The 15,182-nt window shown below is 63.8% G+C and carries 14 protein-coding genes and 1 tRNA gene; 7 read left to right on the forward strand and 8 right to left on the reverse strand.

Features of this window, described 5'->3' with window-relative positions; all coding sequences use genetic code 11:
* Positions 1 to 13: 13 nt before the first annotated feature.
* A complete protein-coding gene (gene guaB / locus ACODNG_RS03035) occupies positions 14 to 1,498 on the reverse strand; it encodes an IMP dehydrogenase (protein WP_434522380.1) in 1,485 nt (494 codons plus the stop codon).
* Positions 1,499 to 2,020: 522 nt separating this feature from the next.
* Between guaB and ACODNG_RS03040 the strand changes: the two genes are divergently transcribed.
* From ACODNG_RS03040 to ACODNG_RS03050, 3 genes are all read left to right on the forward strand, one after another.
* Positions 2,021 to 3,046 (forward strand): DUF5794 domain-containing protein, encoded by a 1,026-nt coding sequence (locus ACODNG_RS03040; protein WP_434522381.1) that lies wholly within the window; start codon positions 2,021 to 2,023, stop codon positions 3,044 to 3,046.
* A gap of 105 nt (positions 3,047 to 3,151) precedes the next feature.
* Positions 3,152 to 3,376: a DUF5795 family protein gene (locus tag ACODNG_RS03045; RefSeq protein WP_434522382.1), complete on the forward strand. Its 225-nt coding sequence runs from the start codon at positions 3,152 to 3,154 to the stop codon at positions 3,374 to 3,376.
* 118 nt (positions 3,377 to 3,494) lie between these two features.
* A tRNA-Trp gene (locus ACODNG_RS03050) sits at positions 3,495 to 3,669 on the forward strand.
* Positions 3,670 to 4,510: 841 nt separating this feature from the next.
* On the opposite strand, the gene ACODNG_RS03055 is transcribed toward ACODNG_RS03050, so the two are convergent.
* The gene (locus ACODNG_RS03055) at positions 4,511 to 5,761 is read right to left on the reverse strand and encodes a tyrosine-type recombinase/integrase (RefSeq protein ID WP_434522383.1); all 1,251 of its coding nucleotides are present in this window, start codon (positions 5,759 to 5,761) and stop codon (positions 4,511 to 4,513) included.
* Between the two features lie 225 nt (positions 5,762 to 5,986).
* On the opposite strand from ACODNG_RS03055, the gene ACODNG_RS03060 reads away from it, so the two are divergent.
* Positions 5,987 to 6,148: a hypothetical protein gene (locus ACODNG_RS03060; protein ID WP_434522384.1), complete on the forward strand. Its 162-nt coding sequence runs from the start codon at positions 5,987 to 5,989 to the stop codon at positions 6,146 to 6,148.
* A gap of 120 nt (positions 6,149 to 6,268) precedes the next feature.
* Here the strand turns inward: ACODNG_RS03060 and ACODNG_RS03065 are convergent, their stop codons facing one another.
* Together ACODNG_RS03065 and ACODNG_RS03070 are read right to left on the reverse strand one after the other, a co-directional pair.
* The gene (locus ACODNG_RS03065; protein WP_434522385.1) at positions 6,269 to 7,369 is read right to left on the reverse strand and encodes a hypothetical protein; all 1,101 of its coding nucleotides are present in this window, start codon (positions 7,367 to 7,369) and stop codon (positions 6,269 to 6,271) included.
* 587 nt (positions 7,370 to 7,956) lie between these two features.
* Positions 7,957 to 8,109 carry a hypothetical protein gene (locus ACODNG_RS03070; protein ID WP_434522386.1) on the reverse strand — a complete coding sequence of 51 codons (153 nt, stop codon included), beginning with the start codon at positions 8,107 to 8,109 and terminating at the stop codon, positions 7,957 to 7,959.
* 109 nt (positions 8,110 to 8,218) lie between these two features.
* Between ACODNG_RS03070 and ACODNG_RS03075 the strand changes: the two genes are divergently transcribed.
* On the forward strand, positions 8,219 to 9,520 hold the full coding sequence (locus tag ACODNG_RS03075) for a PQQ-binding-like beta-propeller repeat protein (protein ID WP_434522387.1): 1,302 nt from the start codon (positions 8,219 to 8,221) through the stop codon (positions 9,518 to 9,520).
* 22 nt (positions 9,521 to 9,542) lie between these two features.
* On the opposite strand, the gene ACODNG_RS03080 is transcribed toward ACODNG_RS03075, so the two are convergent.
* On the reverse strand, positions 9,543 to 9,740 hold the full coding sequence (locus tag ACODNG_RS03080) for a DUF5800 family protein (protein WP_006628666.1): 198 nt from the start codon (positions 9,738 to 9,740) through the stop codon (positions 9,543 to 9,545).
* Positions 9,741 to 9,831: 91 nt separating this feature from the next.
* Entirely contained in the window at positions 9,832 to 10,011 is a 180-nt protein-coding gene (locus ACODNG_RS03085; protein WP_434522388.1) for a DUF5786 family protein, read from the reverse strand.
* A 177-nt stretch (positions 10,012 to 10,188) separates the two neighbouring features.
* Here ACODNG_RS03085 and ACODNG_RS03090 point away from each other — a divergent pair, with 177 nt between their 5' ends.
* On the forward strand, positions 10,189 to 11,265 hold the full coding sequence (locus ACODNG_RS03090) for a polymer-forming cytoskeletal protein (RefSeq protein WP_434522389.1): 1,077 nt from the start codon (positions 10,189 to 10,191) through the stop codon (positions 11,263 to 11,265).
* A gap of 288 nt (positions 11,266 to 11,553) precedes the next feature.
* Positions 11,554 to 12,435 carry a WD40/YVTN/BNR-like repeat-containing protein gene (locus ACODNG_RS03095; RefSeq protein ID WP_434523046.1) on the forward strand — a complete coding sequence of 294 codons (882 nt, stop codon included), beginning with the start codon at positions 11,554 to 11,556 and terminating at the stop codon, positions 12,433 to 12,435.
* Between the two features lie 105 nt (positions 12,436 to 12,540).
* On the opposite strand, the gene ACODNG_RS03100 is transcribed toward ACODNG_RS03095, so the two are convergent.
* Together ACODNG_RS03100 and ACODNG_RS03105 are read right to left on the reverse strand one after the other, a co-directional pair.
* Positions 12,541 to 13,311, reverse strand: a complete 771-nt coding sequence (locus tag ACODNG_RS03100; protein ID WP_434522390.1) for a ribonuclease H-like domain-containing protein — start codon at positions 13,309 to 13,311, stop codon at positions 12,541 to 12,543.
* Positions 13,312 to 13,389: 78 nt separating this feature from the next.
* Positions 13,390 to 15,141: an alpha/beta hydrolase family protein gene (locus ACODNG_RS03105; protein WP_434522391.1), complete on the reverse strand. Its 1,752-nt coding sequence runs from the start codon at positions 15,139 to 15,141 to the stop codon at positions 13,390 to 13,392.
* Between the last annotated feature and the right edge of the window lie 41 nt (positions 15,142 to 15,182).

Here is a 15,182-nt window from a genome sequence, read left to right on the forward strand (position 1 = left end):
CGGCCGACCGGTATCACTCGTCCGGGCTGTAGTTGGGCGCCTCGTCCGTGATCATCACGTCGTGCGGGTGGCTCTCGCTCTGTCCCGCGGCCGAGACGCGGACGAACTCCGCGCGCTCGTGGAGGTCGGGGACGGTCTCCGCGCCGACGTAACCCATTCCGGAGCGCATCCCGCCCGTGAGCTGGTGGAGTTCGGAGGCGAGGCTCCCCTTGTACGGGGTCGCGGCCTCGACGCCCTCGGGGACGAACTCCTCGTCTTCGTCCTCCTCCTTGAGGTAGCGGTCGCCGCCGCCGGACTTCATCGCGCCGACCGACCCCATCCCGCGGTACTGCTTGTACTTCTTCCCGTTCATCGTGATGACGCGGCCCGGGGCCTCGTCGGTGCCGGCGAAGTAGGAGCCGAGCATCACCGCGTCCGCGCCCGCCGCGAGCGCCTTGATCGCGTCGCCCGAGTAGCGGATTCCGCCGTCGGCGATCACCGGCACGCCGTGGTCGGCGGCCACGTCCGCGACCTCCGCGACCGCGGTCATCTGGGGCATCCCCGCGCCGCTGACGACGCGCGTGGTACAGATCGAACCCGGGCCGATGCCGACCTTCAGCCCGTCGGCGAAGTCCACCGCGGCCTCGGCGGCCTCGCGCGTCCCGACGTTGCCGACGACGACGTCCGCGTCGACGGTCCCTTTGATCGCCTCCGCGGAGTCCAAGACGTTGAGGTTGTGCGCGTGCGCGCAGTCGATGAAGATAACGTCGACGTCGGCCTCGTCGGCCGCGACGGCGCGCTCCTCCTCGAAGGGACCGACCGCGACGCCGGCGAGCAGGCGACCGTCCTCGTCGCGGGCGGCCTCCTCGTGTTCGCGGCGCTGGAGGATCCCCTGCATCGTCACCAGCCCGACGAGGCGGTCGTCGTCGACGATGGGGACGCGCTCGATCTTGTGGTCGTACATCAGCTCGAGCGCCTCGCGCGCCTCGACGTCCTCCGGAGCGGTGATGACCTCGTCGGTCATCGCCTCGCGGACCGCGTCGTCCTCGCCGACCTCCAGGTACGGGCGGATGTCGGTACCGGAGATGATCCCGAGGACCGTGTCGTCGTCGTCGACGACGGGGGCGCCGGAGACGCCCTGCCGCTCCATCACGGCGTCGGCCTCGCGGACGGTGTCGTCCGGCGAGACGGTGACGACGTTCTCGCGGCGGATGACGAGTTCGTGCGCGCGCTTGACGCGCTCGACCTCGGCGGCCGTCTCCTCAACGGTCATGTTGCGGTGGAGAACGCCGAGACCGCCCTCGCGGGCCATCGCGATCGCGAGGTCGCTCTCGGTGACGGTGTCCATCGCCGCCGACAGTACGGGGACGGTCAGTTCGACGCTCTTCGACACGCGGGTGCTCAGGTCCGCGTCGTCCGGCTCGACCCGGCTCTCCTTCGGGCGGAGCAGCACGTCGTCGAACGTCAGCGCTTCCGGAACGTCGAGCTTCGCCGAGAATCGGCCAGAATCTGTCGCCATATAATCCGTCATGAACGGCCGATGAAAAGCGTTGCGAGACAGCACGGACGTGGAGGTTGATCACATCCGAATCCGTGTTGTATACACGAATATGGTCATTCTCCGGTTGAAACCCGGTTGACGCGAGATCTGTCCGACGAATGTCGCTGCCCGGGAGCGATCGGCGACCAGGAGTTCGGAAGCCGAGAGATGATCGAGGAAGTGCGTCGAGATCCGACGGATCGTCGCCGAACCTGTGTGTTCGGCGTCGATCCATCGTGTCGTGCGGACACGTCTCACACAACCTTTAACGCGACCGAAACACGTATATCGAGTATGGACTCCGACAGTCCCGTGAACGCGCGCATCGCCGGCCAGCCGAACGTCGACCTCGGCGTCCGCTTTACAGCCGGCAATCCGCGCAAACGCTTTACATGGGCTCGTCGGACCTCCCGCGGCGTGGACTCCGAGTGCTGGTCCCCCGACCATCGCGAGTCGCACGCATCCTACCGCCTCCCCGTCGGTCAGGGCTATCGTCCCTAAATGAGCACTTCACGCCACCCGGTCGCCCTGCGACTCGAACAGCAGGTCGGGAGCGCGACGAAGCTGCTCGCGACCGTGATGGTCCTGCCGCTCGTCGACGGCATCTTCCCCGCGCTCGTCGTCGCCGGCGTTCTCGGATCGGCCACCGGCGTCGTCGAGACTGGAATCTTGATCTTCGGCGGCTCCGCGACCGCCGCGGTGATCCTCGCGGAGATGGACGGCTCTCGGCGAGAGATGGTCACGTCCGTGCTGCTGATCGGCGCGGTTATCATCCCGGTGGCCGCCGTCGAGGCCGCCCTCGCGCCGATGCTCCAGGAGCTCCTCGATCTGGCCGTCTTCGAGCGGTTCGCCGGCTTGGTAATCTTGACGATCGCCGCCAAGACCGCCAGCTCCGAGATCGGCGAGTACCTGCCGAGTCCGGGCGTGATCATCGGTCTCGGTCTCGTCGCGAGCTTCGACCCGTCGGGGTTCGCCCTGGAGACGTCGACCGAGTACGTGGTCAACGGGACCGCGGCCGCCGCCGTCGGCGTCGGGTTCGCACTGTCGATCGCGCTGCTGTCGCCGCACCTCCGCGGCCGGGTCGACATCGATCGGTTCCGGTTCGGGTCGGCGGTCGCACTCGGCGTGCTCGCGCTGCCGATCCTGCTCGGCCCGTTCGACCTCATGCAGACGGACGCGCCGGTCGCGCTCGCGGTGCTCGCCGTGACGACGCTGTTCGCGTACGACCCGGACGCGGGCGCGCTGGAGGGAGCCGTCGGCGGCGGCGACGCGTCGGACGACGACGGACCGGCAGACGGTTCCGCCGAGGGGGATGACTCGGACGACCCCGCCTCGACCGATCCCGCCGACGAGACCGTCGAGGAAGACGCGCCGAGCGACCCGCCGCTCGACGCCCCGCCGGAGGGACCGTCTCCCATCGTCGACGACGACGTCGCCGTTCTCGCGAACGGCGGCGAGGGGCGTGAGACCGACGACGACGGGACGGACCCGTTCACCGACGACGACTCCCGGGCGCCGTGGCTGTAGTCCGGACGTAACCCTCGGGAGGTCCGTTCTCTGACGCCGCCTCGGTCGCCGCCCGCGCCCCGGGCGTGTCGCCGGGGTTTAGGTACTCGGCGCCGAACGGCCGGTATGTCGAACCGCGTCGTTCAGGGGCGGATGGTGACGCCCGAAAAGCTCGCAGAGCTGGTCGAGGGAGAGTCGGTGCTGGAGGCCGAGTCGATTACCGACGCCGACCGCGACTGCCCGGAGTGCGGCGGCGACATCATCTCGGTCGGATACATGCCGAGCGTGACCGAGTTCGTCACCGGCTACAAGTGCCAAGACTGCGACTGGAGCGACGACGACCGGGAGTAGCGCCGGTCGGATCGCCGAGGCGTCACGCGCTTTCGGTCGTCGCCGTCACGTCCCCCGAACGCCCTCGATCGAAACCCCTTTATCCGCGTTTCGGCAACGAACTGATGCGAGATCACGCGGGGCTGTGGCCAAGCCAGGCATGGCGACTGACTCCAGAGGCTTGTGCCCGGGACGACACTCCAGACTGATATACCGAGCGGCCGACTGATCATCGGTCGTGTTGACGACCCTCTGGAGTTCCGAGGCGCACCGGAGATATCAGTCGATCGGGGGTTCAAATCCCTCCGGCCCCACTATCTCGATTTTCCTCGGTAAACAGACGGTACAACGCCTCTAACTTCGGTTCTCGAATTTCGGTTAGTAGATTCGACAACTGGATTTGAACCGGTTACCGGTTCATCCCCGCCATCGTTTGGTGGTCACTTGGATTCACGGTCGCGGCATATATAACCGTGATTCCTCAACAGTCTATCACTCATACAGATAGCGGCGCGAATATGTCAAATGTTCAAACGCGCCACCTTCTCGCACGTTTCAGTTCCTCTCGGTTGATTCGGCCGTGGTCATTACAGGGGACTCGTAGATCGTTTAGACCCAGTTTGACCCACAAGGCATACGTAATGTAAGACAAGCCAAATGTATATGCTCTTGAACAAGCGAACAAGTGAGATTTTAGTGGCCACGGCCGCGTTTTTATTTGTTCTTGGGACTTTGACTGGGTTGCGGGTCTGGGACTTGGAACCCTCGACTTCAGTACAATCGGCTATTGTCTGGGGAACCGCGCTCCTTGTTACCGCCATCGTTGTCTTTCGGGCGTTTCAGGGTACAGATCTCGTTGGGAATTGGATACTCGCATTCGGTCCAAGTTTTGGTTTCACACTCAATCTGTTCATCCCGATTATAGCGGGGCCAGCCGGTTTCATATTTCCACTTGTCACCGGAGCAATCATATCTGGCGTGATTACAATAGTTGGGTACTTGATCGGACGAGGTTTCAGCGAGGTTTGAGATGACAGGACGCGTAACTGGATTCAATAAGCACCCTTCAGCGGCCAGTTGTTACAGACGAGAATATCTCTAAAGATAGAATGTCCACAGGGCCGCGAATAATGAAGTTAGAAAAGGCCTTCTGATTTAAAGAAGGTCGGTGAACTCCTCTCGACCTCGGGCTTCCTCCTCCAGTTTTCTGTCATCGTAGTGCTTCTCCAGCACCGGGACCGAAACGTCAACCCGTTCGGACAACTTCGATTTATCCCATCCGAGATTGATCTGGTTCGTGATCGAGCCCCGCCGGATGGGGTGGAGTGATTTACTGGACGGGCAAGAAGGTGCCTTCTCGACCGATTGGGCGGCGTCACACTCGGCTTCTTCCCGATCGTGGGGACACATTCCGGTGGTGACGCACGGCCGGGTTCGGGGAACCAAATTGTGGTAGGCTTTTTGTCGGTAAAGCCGGCCGTTCGGCGTCGTAAACAGGGGATGGCGGCCGTACTCGTCAGTCACTTCATCACGTTTCGCGGAGATGTAGTCGATGAGGACGGCGACGAGTTGATCGCTGATCATCACGTCCCGCTCACCGGACTCGCCGTTCTTGAGTCCAGTTCCCTCGTCTTGGCGGTCCCGAAAGTAGAGCCGCGGCTGGCGGGGATGTTTGTGATCGAAGTCGTCAAGATCGAGAGCGAGAGCCCCACCGATTCGGCATCCGGTGTCCCACATAAGTTTGAACAGCGCGTGTTCCCGGCTCGCGTACTCGTAGGTGTCGAGGTAATGGAGAACGTTCTCGGCTTGTCCGGCTCGGACTGTTTCATCGCTCACCTGTTGCTTCTTGCTAATGTCGGGGACTTTCACTCGATCGGCGGTCCCGTAGTCTATCAACTCCATCGATTCGCACCATCTGACGAAGACGAGAAGGTGTTTGACGTTGTTTTGGAGAGTGACGGGCGCGATCTCTCTTTGGCGCTCCCGCTTCCACGAGCCGATGACGTGGCCGCCGATCTCGCCGGTCGTTTCGACGCCGCGGTCCTCACAGAACTGTACGAAACTCTTAGTCGGGTATTTGTAGGCTCGCGTGGTGGAGTCTTTGACCGTTCCGCGTTTGCTGGCGATGAATCGCCTTCTCGCTTGTCTCGGGCTCGTTACTTCGGATGGGTCGTCAGGTTCGTTGTGGTTCACGGTTGAATCCGACCACCGTTGGTGGAGAGAGGCGCGAATCGAGCGACCTGTCGGGAGCGAGGTAGATAGGCCCCGGAGTGCCTTGAAATGGCACGACGGCGGGGGTTCATAAATCCCTCCGGCCCCACTTCCTGCCGTCGCGAGCAACACCGCGAGCGACGGCGACGTGCTGAGGAGGGATTTGAACCAGGGAGCGGTAGCACCGTGGTTCATAATATCTCTGTCCCCAATTTCTAAATTAAACATTCGTGAAGTTGAGGTAAACGGAGAGCCGAGGATCTGCGATTTCTGCGAATTCTACGTCAGCGAGAACAACCAGTGGTGTGCTACGCTGAAACGTCTAGGCGGCCACTCTAACAGCGACGCTGATGGGTTGCCACGGACGGCGGCACGGTCTACCGCGAGATGTTCGAAGAGGTCGCGTCGGAGTAGCCGATCGTGGTTGATGTCGGCATCGGGGACGACCGGATGCTGGCAAGTGCGGACCGGGACGACATTAGTGTAGTCGTGGAAGTGCCAGCGGGAAGGTCCGAAGAAGAGCTCGCGGAGACTCTCGACGAGGTCCCGGAAAAAATCAAACGGAGCGGACCTGTCCGCTAAGGGGTGACCGGTGATGCGGACCGCGCGATTAGAGACGGAGCCCCGGAGCAGGTCAGGAGTAGGATACGATCGCTGGTGCTCAAAAAAGCAGTTTTGAAGGAATAAGGTATCTGTTCTCCATTAGAGCGGCTTCGCGTCATACAAAGAGATATTTTGAAACTCGGGGACGTAAACAGTATCCCCACGCCTATCCTCACACTCATCATAGTGATCAATATATGCAGTGAAAACTGCTTGATATCTATTCACATCTGATGGTATTTTTTGTTCAATCTCTCTGATCATTTCCTCATCTGAAAGTGCTTTAGCTACAGCGAGTGTCCCTTCACCATGACAGCCAGCAACGAGAAGATGGACATTATTATCATACTCTGTTAGTGGAGAATAATCTTCGTACTTTTCGTATTGTTCCCATCCCTCATGTAACCTCTTGACAACCGCCATTCCATAATCGATTCGGTACTTTGGTCGGTTAGAATCTCCGAGGGTGGGTTTCCCATCCCTTTTTTCCGGTTCAATTGGCGTAGGATCTCCATAAGATTTTGTAATAGGCCAGTTCGTTCTTTCACTTCTTATCTCATCAAGGGACATGCCATAGTATTTTTCTGAAGGTGCCAAGTCAAAAATATACGGCAAACGCCCTTGGTACTCAGCAATCGAGTCTGGATCGTACCCCATACTTAACGCTACAAATTCAGAGCCAAGCGGGCCTGTTGTTGTTGCGATATGTCCTGCTTTATTTACATCTAATTCATTAACGGACTGTGGTTCAACATCATCAACGGTTTTTAAAACAGCATTAGCAAGTTCTACTTGTGTAAGAAAGTCAATTTCACCAAGATCACTGATTTCAGGCGCACCGCGGCCAGGAGTTACAAATATATCTCCAGTAAACCACAGTAATCTTGAGTAGATCGACTCATCGACGAAACTAGGCAGGTATGGCTCAAGCGCTTCATCAACCTCCATAGCAGTTGCTGCCCCACTACCAACGATACCGGTGGCCAAACCACCAATAAATGAGATCCCAATATCCCTTAAAACAACACGACGAGACACACTATTATCCGACTCATTCGGCTTAGCACGTTCAACTATCGCACTATTGTCATCGAATACCTTCCACTTGATTCTGTCACCTACACTTATGCCCAATTGATATTGGATACTATCTGGTATAATTTTTAATTTTTCCTCGCTAATTTCTATATATTCTACCATCGTTCATCACACCTACTAATTATGTTCAATATAAAAAAGTTTAATGATTAATGTAAACTATCAAATATATTTTCGATTATAGTCAACAACACTGTGATTTCCGGCGTCAGACGTTTTTAGGGGTTCCGTGTGTTTTCTAACTCTCGCATTTCCATCAGAAAAATAATAAAATCACACGGGAGCTTTTATGACGATGTGCCGTCGTCATGGTTCGGTTTTGGAGGGGTAATAGCTCTTCCAGCGTAGCCCCGCTAGCTACGCCTTCACAGAACCGATCTCCGGGTTATACAGCAAAAGACGCGCTCCTAACGCTAAAGTGGTTCATTTAGATCGACCGCTTCAAGTCGTGATTCGGGAGTGACTCAATAAAACGACCGAGTCCACAATGAGCCAGTATAACAAGACGCCAACAGTCGGATCGGTTGGTGAGAAGACCAGAAAAGTCAAATATGTGAATTTGGCTCCACTCTCCGGCCCCACTTTCCTCTCCTGCGAGCAAGACCGCGAGCGACGGCGCTGAAAATTCGATCCGGCCTGCGACTACCGCCGCGACACGATCCGTCCGGCCAGCACGCCGACGACCGCGATCATGCCCGCCATCGCGAAGTACAGCGCCAGCCCGATCGTCTCGCCGTCGCGCCGTTCACGCCCACGAGACCCAGGAACACGACGGCGATGGCGGCGTGGAGCGCGAACACGCCGGAGGGGACGTTCGCTCCGAGTTCGAATCCGATCTCCATACCGTGACTTCGGCCACCGTCGGAAAATTCGTCCAGTCGAAACGCGCGACTCCGGCCGCGACCGGCACGGCCGCCACACTAAAGCGACCCCGGCGCGACGGCTATCCCGATGACCGACGCCCGCTCTCGTCGCGAGTGGCTCGCCGCGGTCGGCGCGGCGACGACCGCCGCCGCGGCCGGCTGCGCCTCCCTCGACAGTCCGCCCGTGAACGCCGACCGCGAGGCCCCCGACGTGGATCCCGGTGCGGGGGACTCGACGCGGCAGACGATCCCTCCGGGCGTCGCGCAGTTCCGCGGGTCGCTGGAGCGGTGGGGGTACTACCCGGACGAGACGGTGCCCGACGAGGTCGAGGAGGCGTGGCGGATTCCCGAGGTCAACACCGGCGAACACAGCGCGGCGAAGGCGAGCGCGGTGCCGCTCCCCGACGGGGGCGTCGTCCTCCCGGGCGACACCGGCGAACTCCTCGCGATAACGGCGGCCGGCGAGGTGCGCTGGCGCGGCGAGACCGACACGGAGGGCCGCGGGATCCACGGCACGCCGGCGGTCGCGGACGGCCGCGCGTACGTCGGCGCGTACGACGGCGTCTGCTACGCGTTCGCGCTCGACTCGGGCGACCTGGAGTGGTCGACGAACCTCGGCGGCTCGATCGGGTCCAGCCCGCTGTACTGCGACGGCGAGCTGTACGTCTCGGTCGAGTTCCCGACGCCCGAGGGGCGGCTGTTCGCGGTCGACGCGGAAACCGGCGATATCACCTGGGCGGAGCCGGAGCACCGTCCCACCGATCACCCCCACTCCTCGCCGGCCCTCTCGCTCGACGCCGGGCGGATGGTGTGCGGGTCGAACGACGGCTACTGCTACTGCTGGAGCTTCCCGGAGCTGGAGTTCCAGTGGCGGTTCGCGACGGACCCGCCCGAAACGAACAACGGCGAGATCAAAGGCCCGATCGCGACGTACGACGGGGCCGCCTTCTTCGGCTCGTGGGACACCAACGTCTACCGGGTGGACTTGGCGACCGGCGAGGAGGACTGGCACTTCGAGACGGGCGACCTGTCGATGACGGGACCCGCGATCGACCCCGAGCGCGACGTGGTGTACATGGGGAGCCACGACGACCATCTGTACGCGCTCGACGCGTCGACCGGGGACGTGGAGTGGCGCTTCCGGACCGGTCGCCCACTGACCGGCTGCGCGACCGTCGCCGGCGACCGCGTGCTGACGGGGTCGAAGGACGGCACGCTCTACGCGCTGGAGGCCGACTCCGGCGACGAGGTGTGGCGGGTCGAACACGACGGGTGGATCACGAGCGCGCCCCGCGTCGTCGACGGCGAGATCTACTACGCCGAGCGCGCGCCCGCCCCGGCGAGCGGCGACGTCGACGGCGGCGGGTACAAGCTCGTCGCCGCCGAGTGAGGGGACTGCTCTCGGCCGTCGTTTAAAGCACGTCGCCGATCCGGACCGGCTCGCCGTCCAGTTCCGGGTCCTCGGCGACTATCGTCAGGACCTCGTGGTCTGTCACGTCGCGGTACGATTTCCCGGTCGCCTCTTCGATCAGCGTCTTCTCCAGTTCGAACTCCGTCCCCTCGTAGACGACGTCGACACCGCGGTCGGTGAACGTCAGATCCGTACTCATGCGTCCGGGTAGGCGGCGTGTCTGTAAAAGGAGCGCGACACGACCCGCGTCGCTCTTGGAGGACTACGTGGTGCCGGGTGTTCGTCGCCGATTACTCGTCGTCGTCGTCGCGCATCTCCGAGAGGCGGCCGACGAGGTCGTCGGTGTCGGTGTCGCCCTCGATGGAGACGTCGCCGTCGTGATCGTTCTCGTGAACGTTCACCGCGTCGTCCTCGTCGGTGTCGACGTCCTGATCCTTCTGTTCGCTCTCGTCGTACGATCCAAATCCCATGGATATCTTTTCGGCGGCGCACGGAAAAGCACAGCGACCGCGATCCAGTTCGGTAGCGATTCACGCGGAAAAGGAGGAGGATCGGGCGAAACCGCTCCGGAACGCGGAGTGTACGCCGCGTCCGACGCGCGTCCGACGCCCCGCACCGTTTATACCCGCGGGGCGACTGCTCCCGGTGTGTCGCTGCGAGGAGACGGCCCGATCGAGGAGCTCGCGATCCCCTCGGGGACGACCGTCGAGGAGCACGACGTCGTCGTCGACGGCGACGTGCTCGTGGGCGGCCAGTCCACGGTCGAGCTGGGCGTCCGCGGCCGCAACGTCGCGATCGGCGAGCGCGTGCGCGTCGCCAACGACATCGAGGCCGAGGGGGACTGCCGGCTCGACACCTGGTGTTCAGTCGACGGCAACGTGCTGGTCGGCGAGGACGCGTACCTCGGCGAGCGGGTGACCGTCACCGGCCGCCTGATGGTCTCCGGCGATCTGGACATCGGCGACGACGTGACGATCGAGGAGGGGTTCGAGGCCAACGGCTGGATCGTCATCCGTAACCCGGTGCCGACGATCGTGTTCTACTTCATCGTCCTTTCGCAGCTGCTGCGCGTCGGCGAGACGGACGCCGCCGACGAGCTGGCGGAGGCGCTCGCCGACGGCGACGACGTCCGCGACCCGCTGCTCGTTCCGCGGAGCGCCGAGATCTCCGACGACGCTTGGCGCGTGTCGACGCCCGCGACGGTCGGCGACGACTGCCGGCTCCACGGCAACCTCCGCGCGGAGTCGATCCGCGTCGGCGAGCGAAACGAAGTGTTCGGTTCGCTGCGCGCCCGCGAGGATATCACCGTGGGCGCCGAGACCGTGATCCACGGGGACGTGACGACCCGCGGCGGGACCGTTACCGTCGAAGCGGGCGCTCGCGTGCTCGGCGACGTCTCCGCGGGCGATCTGGTGGTGTACGACGGCGCGGAGATTCAGGGCACCCTCCGTGCGCGCGGCGAGATGAAACTGGTCCAAGAGAGCGGATCTGAGGGTACGGCCGACGGCGTCGACGAGGCTGACGACGCTGGCTCAGGGGCTGATGCCGACGAAACCGACGGAGGCGAGGACGGCGAGGCAGACGACGCTAACGCGGCGGCTGCCGCCGACGAAACCGACGAAGCCGAGTCCGACGCCGACGGCCCGACTGAGGACGAGACCACGCCGGTGAAGGCCGACGCGGGATCGACGACGGACGCGGTCGGATCCGACGGCGACTCCTGATCCGGCGGACCGAACCTGTTCGGTCTGATCTGTGATAACACCGAACAGCAGGTAGAAGCCACGAAAGTGGGCATTTCGGGCATAAAGAGGATCGAGTAACGGTGTGAAAACGTCGACGACACGGACGATTAAGCCGATTTTAGCCGAGTTAATTTCACTTATTTCTTGAACGGACACAAGATACTTACAACCGGCACAGAAATTCCCGGGTGCGTCATGAGCCGATCACTGACGACGACCCGCCGCGCGACGCTGGCGGGACTGGGTGCGCTCGTCGCATCGGGAAGCGTGACTACGGTCGCCGCGGCCGCGGAGAGCGAGTGGACCGTCGAGAAGACCGAGACCGACAGCACGCTCCACGACGTGGTGTCGGCGAACGCCGGTCGCTTCGCGGTCGGCGGCGGCGGCGTCCTCACCGCGCCGGCGGCCGAGGGCTGGCGGACGCTCCGCGACGGCGGCCCGACCGGGAACGGGAACAACCTCTATGGCGCGTCCGTCACCGACGACGGCGAGCGCGTCTGGTTCGTCGGTGCGAGCGGCGCCATCGGCGAGTACATCCCCGCGACGGACACGCTCGTCGACCACTCCGCGCCGATGGACAACACGAACAACTACAACGACGTCGCGGTCACGGGCGAGGCCGGCGAGGCGAACGTCTACGTCGCCGGTGACTCCGGGAAGATCTACCACAGCTTCGAGAACGGCGCGGCGGAGACGTGGGACTACGTCACGCCCGGCAGCGGCTCCGCGCTCCCCGCGATCGACTTCCACGGTCCCCGGAGCGGGCACGCGATCGACACGAACGGTCGCGTGTTCGTCACCGACGACGGCGTCACCTGGAACGCGATCGGCATCGAGGACGCGAACGTGACGTTCTACGGGCTCGACAGCGACGCGCCCGACGACGTCGCCGTCTCGGGCGGCAACGGCACCGTCCTGACGTACGACGGCGCGAACTGGACGCCGGACGCCCTCGGCGACGCCGATCTCGTCGACATCGAGACGGACGGCGAGACCGGCTACGTCGTCGGCAGCGGCGGCGTCGTTCAGGAGCTGACGGCCGACGACCGGGTCGTCCTCGACACGCCGGTCGGCGAGAACCTGAACGCGGTCGACGGCGACGGCGACGCCGTCGTCGTTGGCTCCGGTGGAACCGTCCTGCGTCGGTAACGGCGTCGACGGTAGCCGTCACGGAATTGGCCGTACGACGGTAGCCGTCACGGATTAGCCGTCGCGACAGTCCATACCCGCCGTCCGCGACCTCTCGGGTCCCTCTCAGTCGCCGTCTCCGTCCGGGGCGGCGACGAACACTTCCTCGTCGAGCGCGGCACAGACCGCGTCCGCGAGCGTCCGGAGGTTCACGGTGTCCTCGCGGTTGTACGAGACGAGCGTCTCTAAGGCCTCCTCGTCCCCGCGCTCGTACTCGCGCCAGAGGCGGACCGCGTCGCGGCCGGAGATGTCCGGTCGGTCGCGCTCGATCCCGAGCTGTTTCTCGATCGGTTTCAGCCCGCCCGAGAGACCGATCCGCTTCGCGGGGTACATCAGGTCGAGGTGGGGCGTGTCGACGTCGACGTCGAAGGAAGTCTCTAAGAAGGGGACGTCGAAGCGCGCGCCGTTGAACGTCGCGAGCAGGCTCGCGTCCGCGAACTGCTCGCGGAGCCGTCGCGCGGTGAGGTCCTCGCCGGCGACGAGCGTCGTCGTCTCCCCGTCCTGATGGAAGCTGACCGTCGTCACTCGATCCCGCCGCTCGTCGAGACCGGTCGTCTCGATGTCGAAGAAGCAGGTCTCCTCGCGGAAGTTCTCGTAGAGCCGCCAGCGCTCGCCGGAGGGGAACTTCCGGTCGAAGTAGTCCGCGTCGCCGTCGTCGAGTCGCGCGAGCGCGTCCGCGATGAACGACTCGATCCGGTCCGCGGTCGTCGCGCCCATCCCCGGCACGTCGACCGCGGGATCGAACTCGTCCCACGTCGTGGCCCCTCGCTCCCAGAGGCGTCGTTCGGTCGTCTCGCCCACCCCCTCGACGGGGATGAAGCTGTTCTCGATGCGCATGTCCGTCTCCGAGCGACGCGCGGTGAAAAAGTCGACGGGAAGAGTCCGTCCCCTCCCGTCATCGAGAGGGTCGTTCCCTCAGAGCGGGAGGTGGGTCGCCTGCGAGGCGACGACGAGCCACGTCACGAGCAGCGCGTTGAGGACCGCGCCGACCCACACGCGCCCCGTGCGGTGGAAGCTGTACGTCGAGACCGCGCCCACGCCGATCAGCACGCCGACGAACTGGAACGCGATGATCGTCTGGAGCGCCGTGGCCGGCAGCGGCAGGGCGCCGGTCGCGAACAGCCAGCCGTACTGGACCGCGAGGAACCCGACGAACGGGCCGGCGAGCAGGCCGACGTTCCCCGCGATAGCCCGACGCAGGGAGTCGGTCGCCGCCCGGGTGCGCAGCCGGCCGTGGAGCAGCAGTTCGAGCGCGAAGAAGAACGCCAAGAACGCCGGGAAGTAGCCGATCCCGATCCGGACGTGGAGCGCGCTCGGCGGCTTCAGCGCGAGGACCCACGCGCGGAAGTCGAGCGTGAAGACGGCGTCGAACGCGAGAAGCAGCGCGAGCAGCGCGAGCGCCGTCCCGGCCGCGATCGCGACCGACCGGGCCAGCGTCCCGGCGCCGTCGCCCGCGTCCAGCCCGTACCGGTCGCGCGCCTCGGCGAACGTCCGATCGCTACGGACGTGCCAGACCCCGAGTAGGAGCGCGATGATCGCCGCGTTCCCCAGGATCCACAGCACGATGCCGTTCGTCTCGTTTTGCGGCGTCACCGCGGTCAGCGGCATCACCTGCCCCGCGAGGAGCATCAGCGGGTAGTACGTCGCGACCGGGAGCAACGCGGTCAACGCGACCGAGAGCCCCCAGCCGAGGTCGCGCTCGGCGACCGGCTCCGGGACCGACCGCGTCGCCGCGGAGAGCGCGCCCGCCTCCGAGAGCGTCCCGATCGTCGGGAAGAGGAACAGGAAGCCGCCGAGCAGCGCGACGGCGGTCCCCAGCTCCTTCCAGTGCCAGATCTGGTCGCTCGGGTCGAGCGAGGTCTCGCCGCCCGTCGTCCGCTCGATCCACTGGACCGCCTGTCCGACGGCGGTCGGCGAGTGGGTCGTTCCGGGATGAGTCGTGCCCGGCTGGTACAGCGCCCGGGCGGTACCCGACTCGAAGTCGCCGTACACCGTCCCGGTCTCGATCCGCTCGTCGGTGCCGAAGACGGACTGGAGCTTCTCGCTTTCCGGGGTCGACGGCGCGGTCGCGGTCTCCCACATCAGCCCGTGGAACTCGTCGTACTTGGCGTAGACGACACCGAGGTTCCGCGGGAAGGTCGCGTTCCCCGGCGGCGCGCCGGACGATCCGGTCGACGAGCCGGCGAGGACCATCGACTCGTAGCTGTCCGGGTACGTCGCGGCCGCCGCGACGGACGCCCAGCCGCCCATCGAGTGGCCTTCGAGCGCGATCCGGTCCTCGTCGACGAGCTCGTGCTCGGAGAGGTAGTCGAGCGCGGGCGGGCCGCCCCACCCCTGCGAGAACGCCGGCGGGTCGGAGTAGCCGTGGCCGGTCTGGTCGATGGCCAACACGACGTGGCCGCGCCTGGCCAACTCGATCGCGAACGGCGCTTGCGTCTCCTTGCTGTTGATGTACCCGTGCGTCGCCAGCACGCCCGGCGCCGGGTCATCGGCGCTGACTCCGGGCGGGACGTAGAGGTACGCGTCGATCGTTCCCCCTTCGGTCTCGATCTGCGTCTCCTGAATCGTCAGGTCGCCGCCGGCGGTGTGTCCCCACCACCCGACGGCGCCGCCGATGAGTATCAGCGCGAGCGCGACTCCAAACAGTACGAGCCTTTGTCTGTTCATGTTTACTGATGGCCGTAGGTCATTCATGAAGATTAGAGGAA

It is taken from the genome of Halorubrum sp. AS12, assembly GCF_051122765.1.
Taxonomy (GTDB): Archaea; Halobacteriota; Halobacteria; order Halobacteriales; family Haloferacaceae; genus Halorubrum; species Halorubrum trapanicum.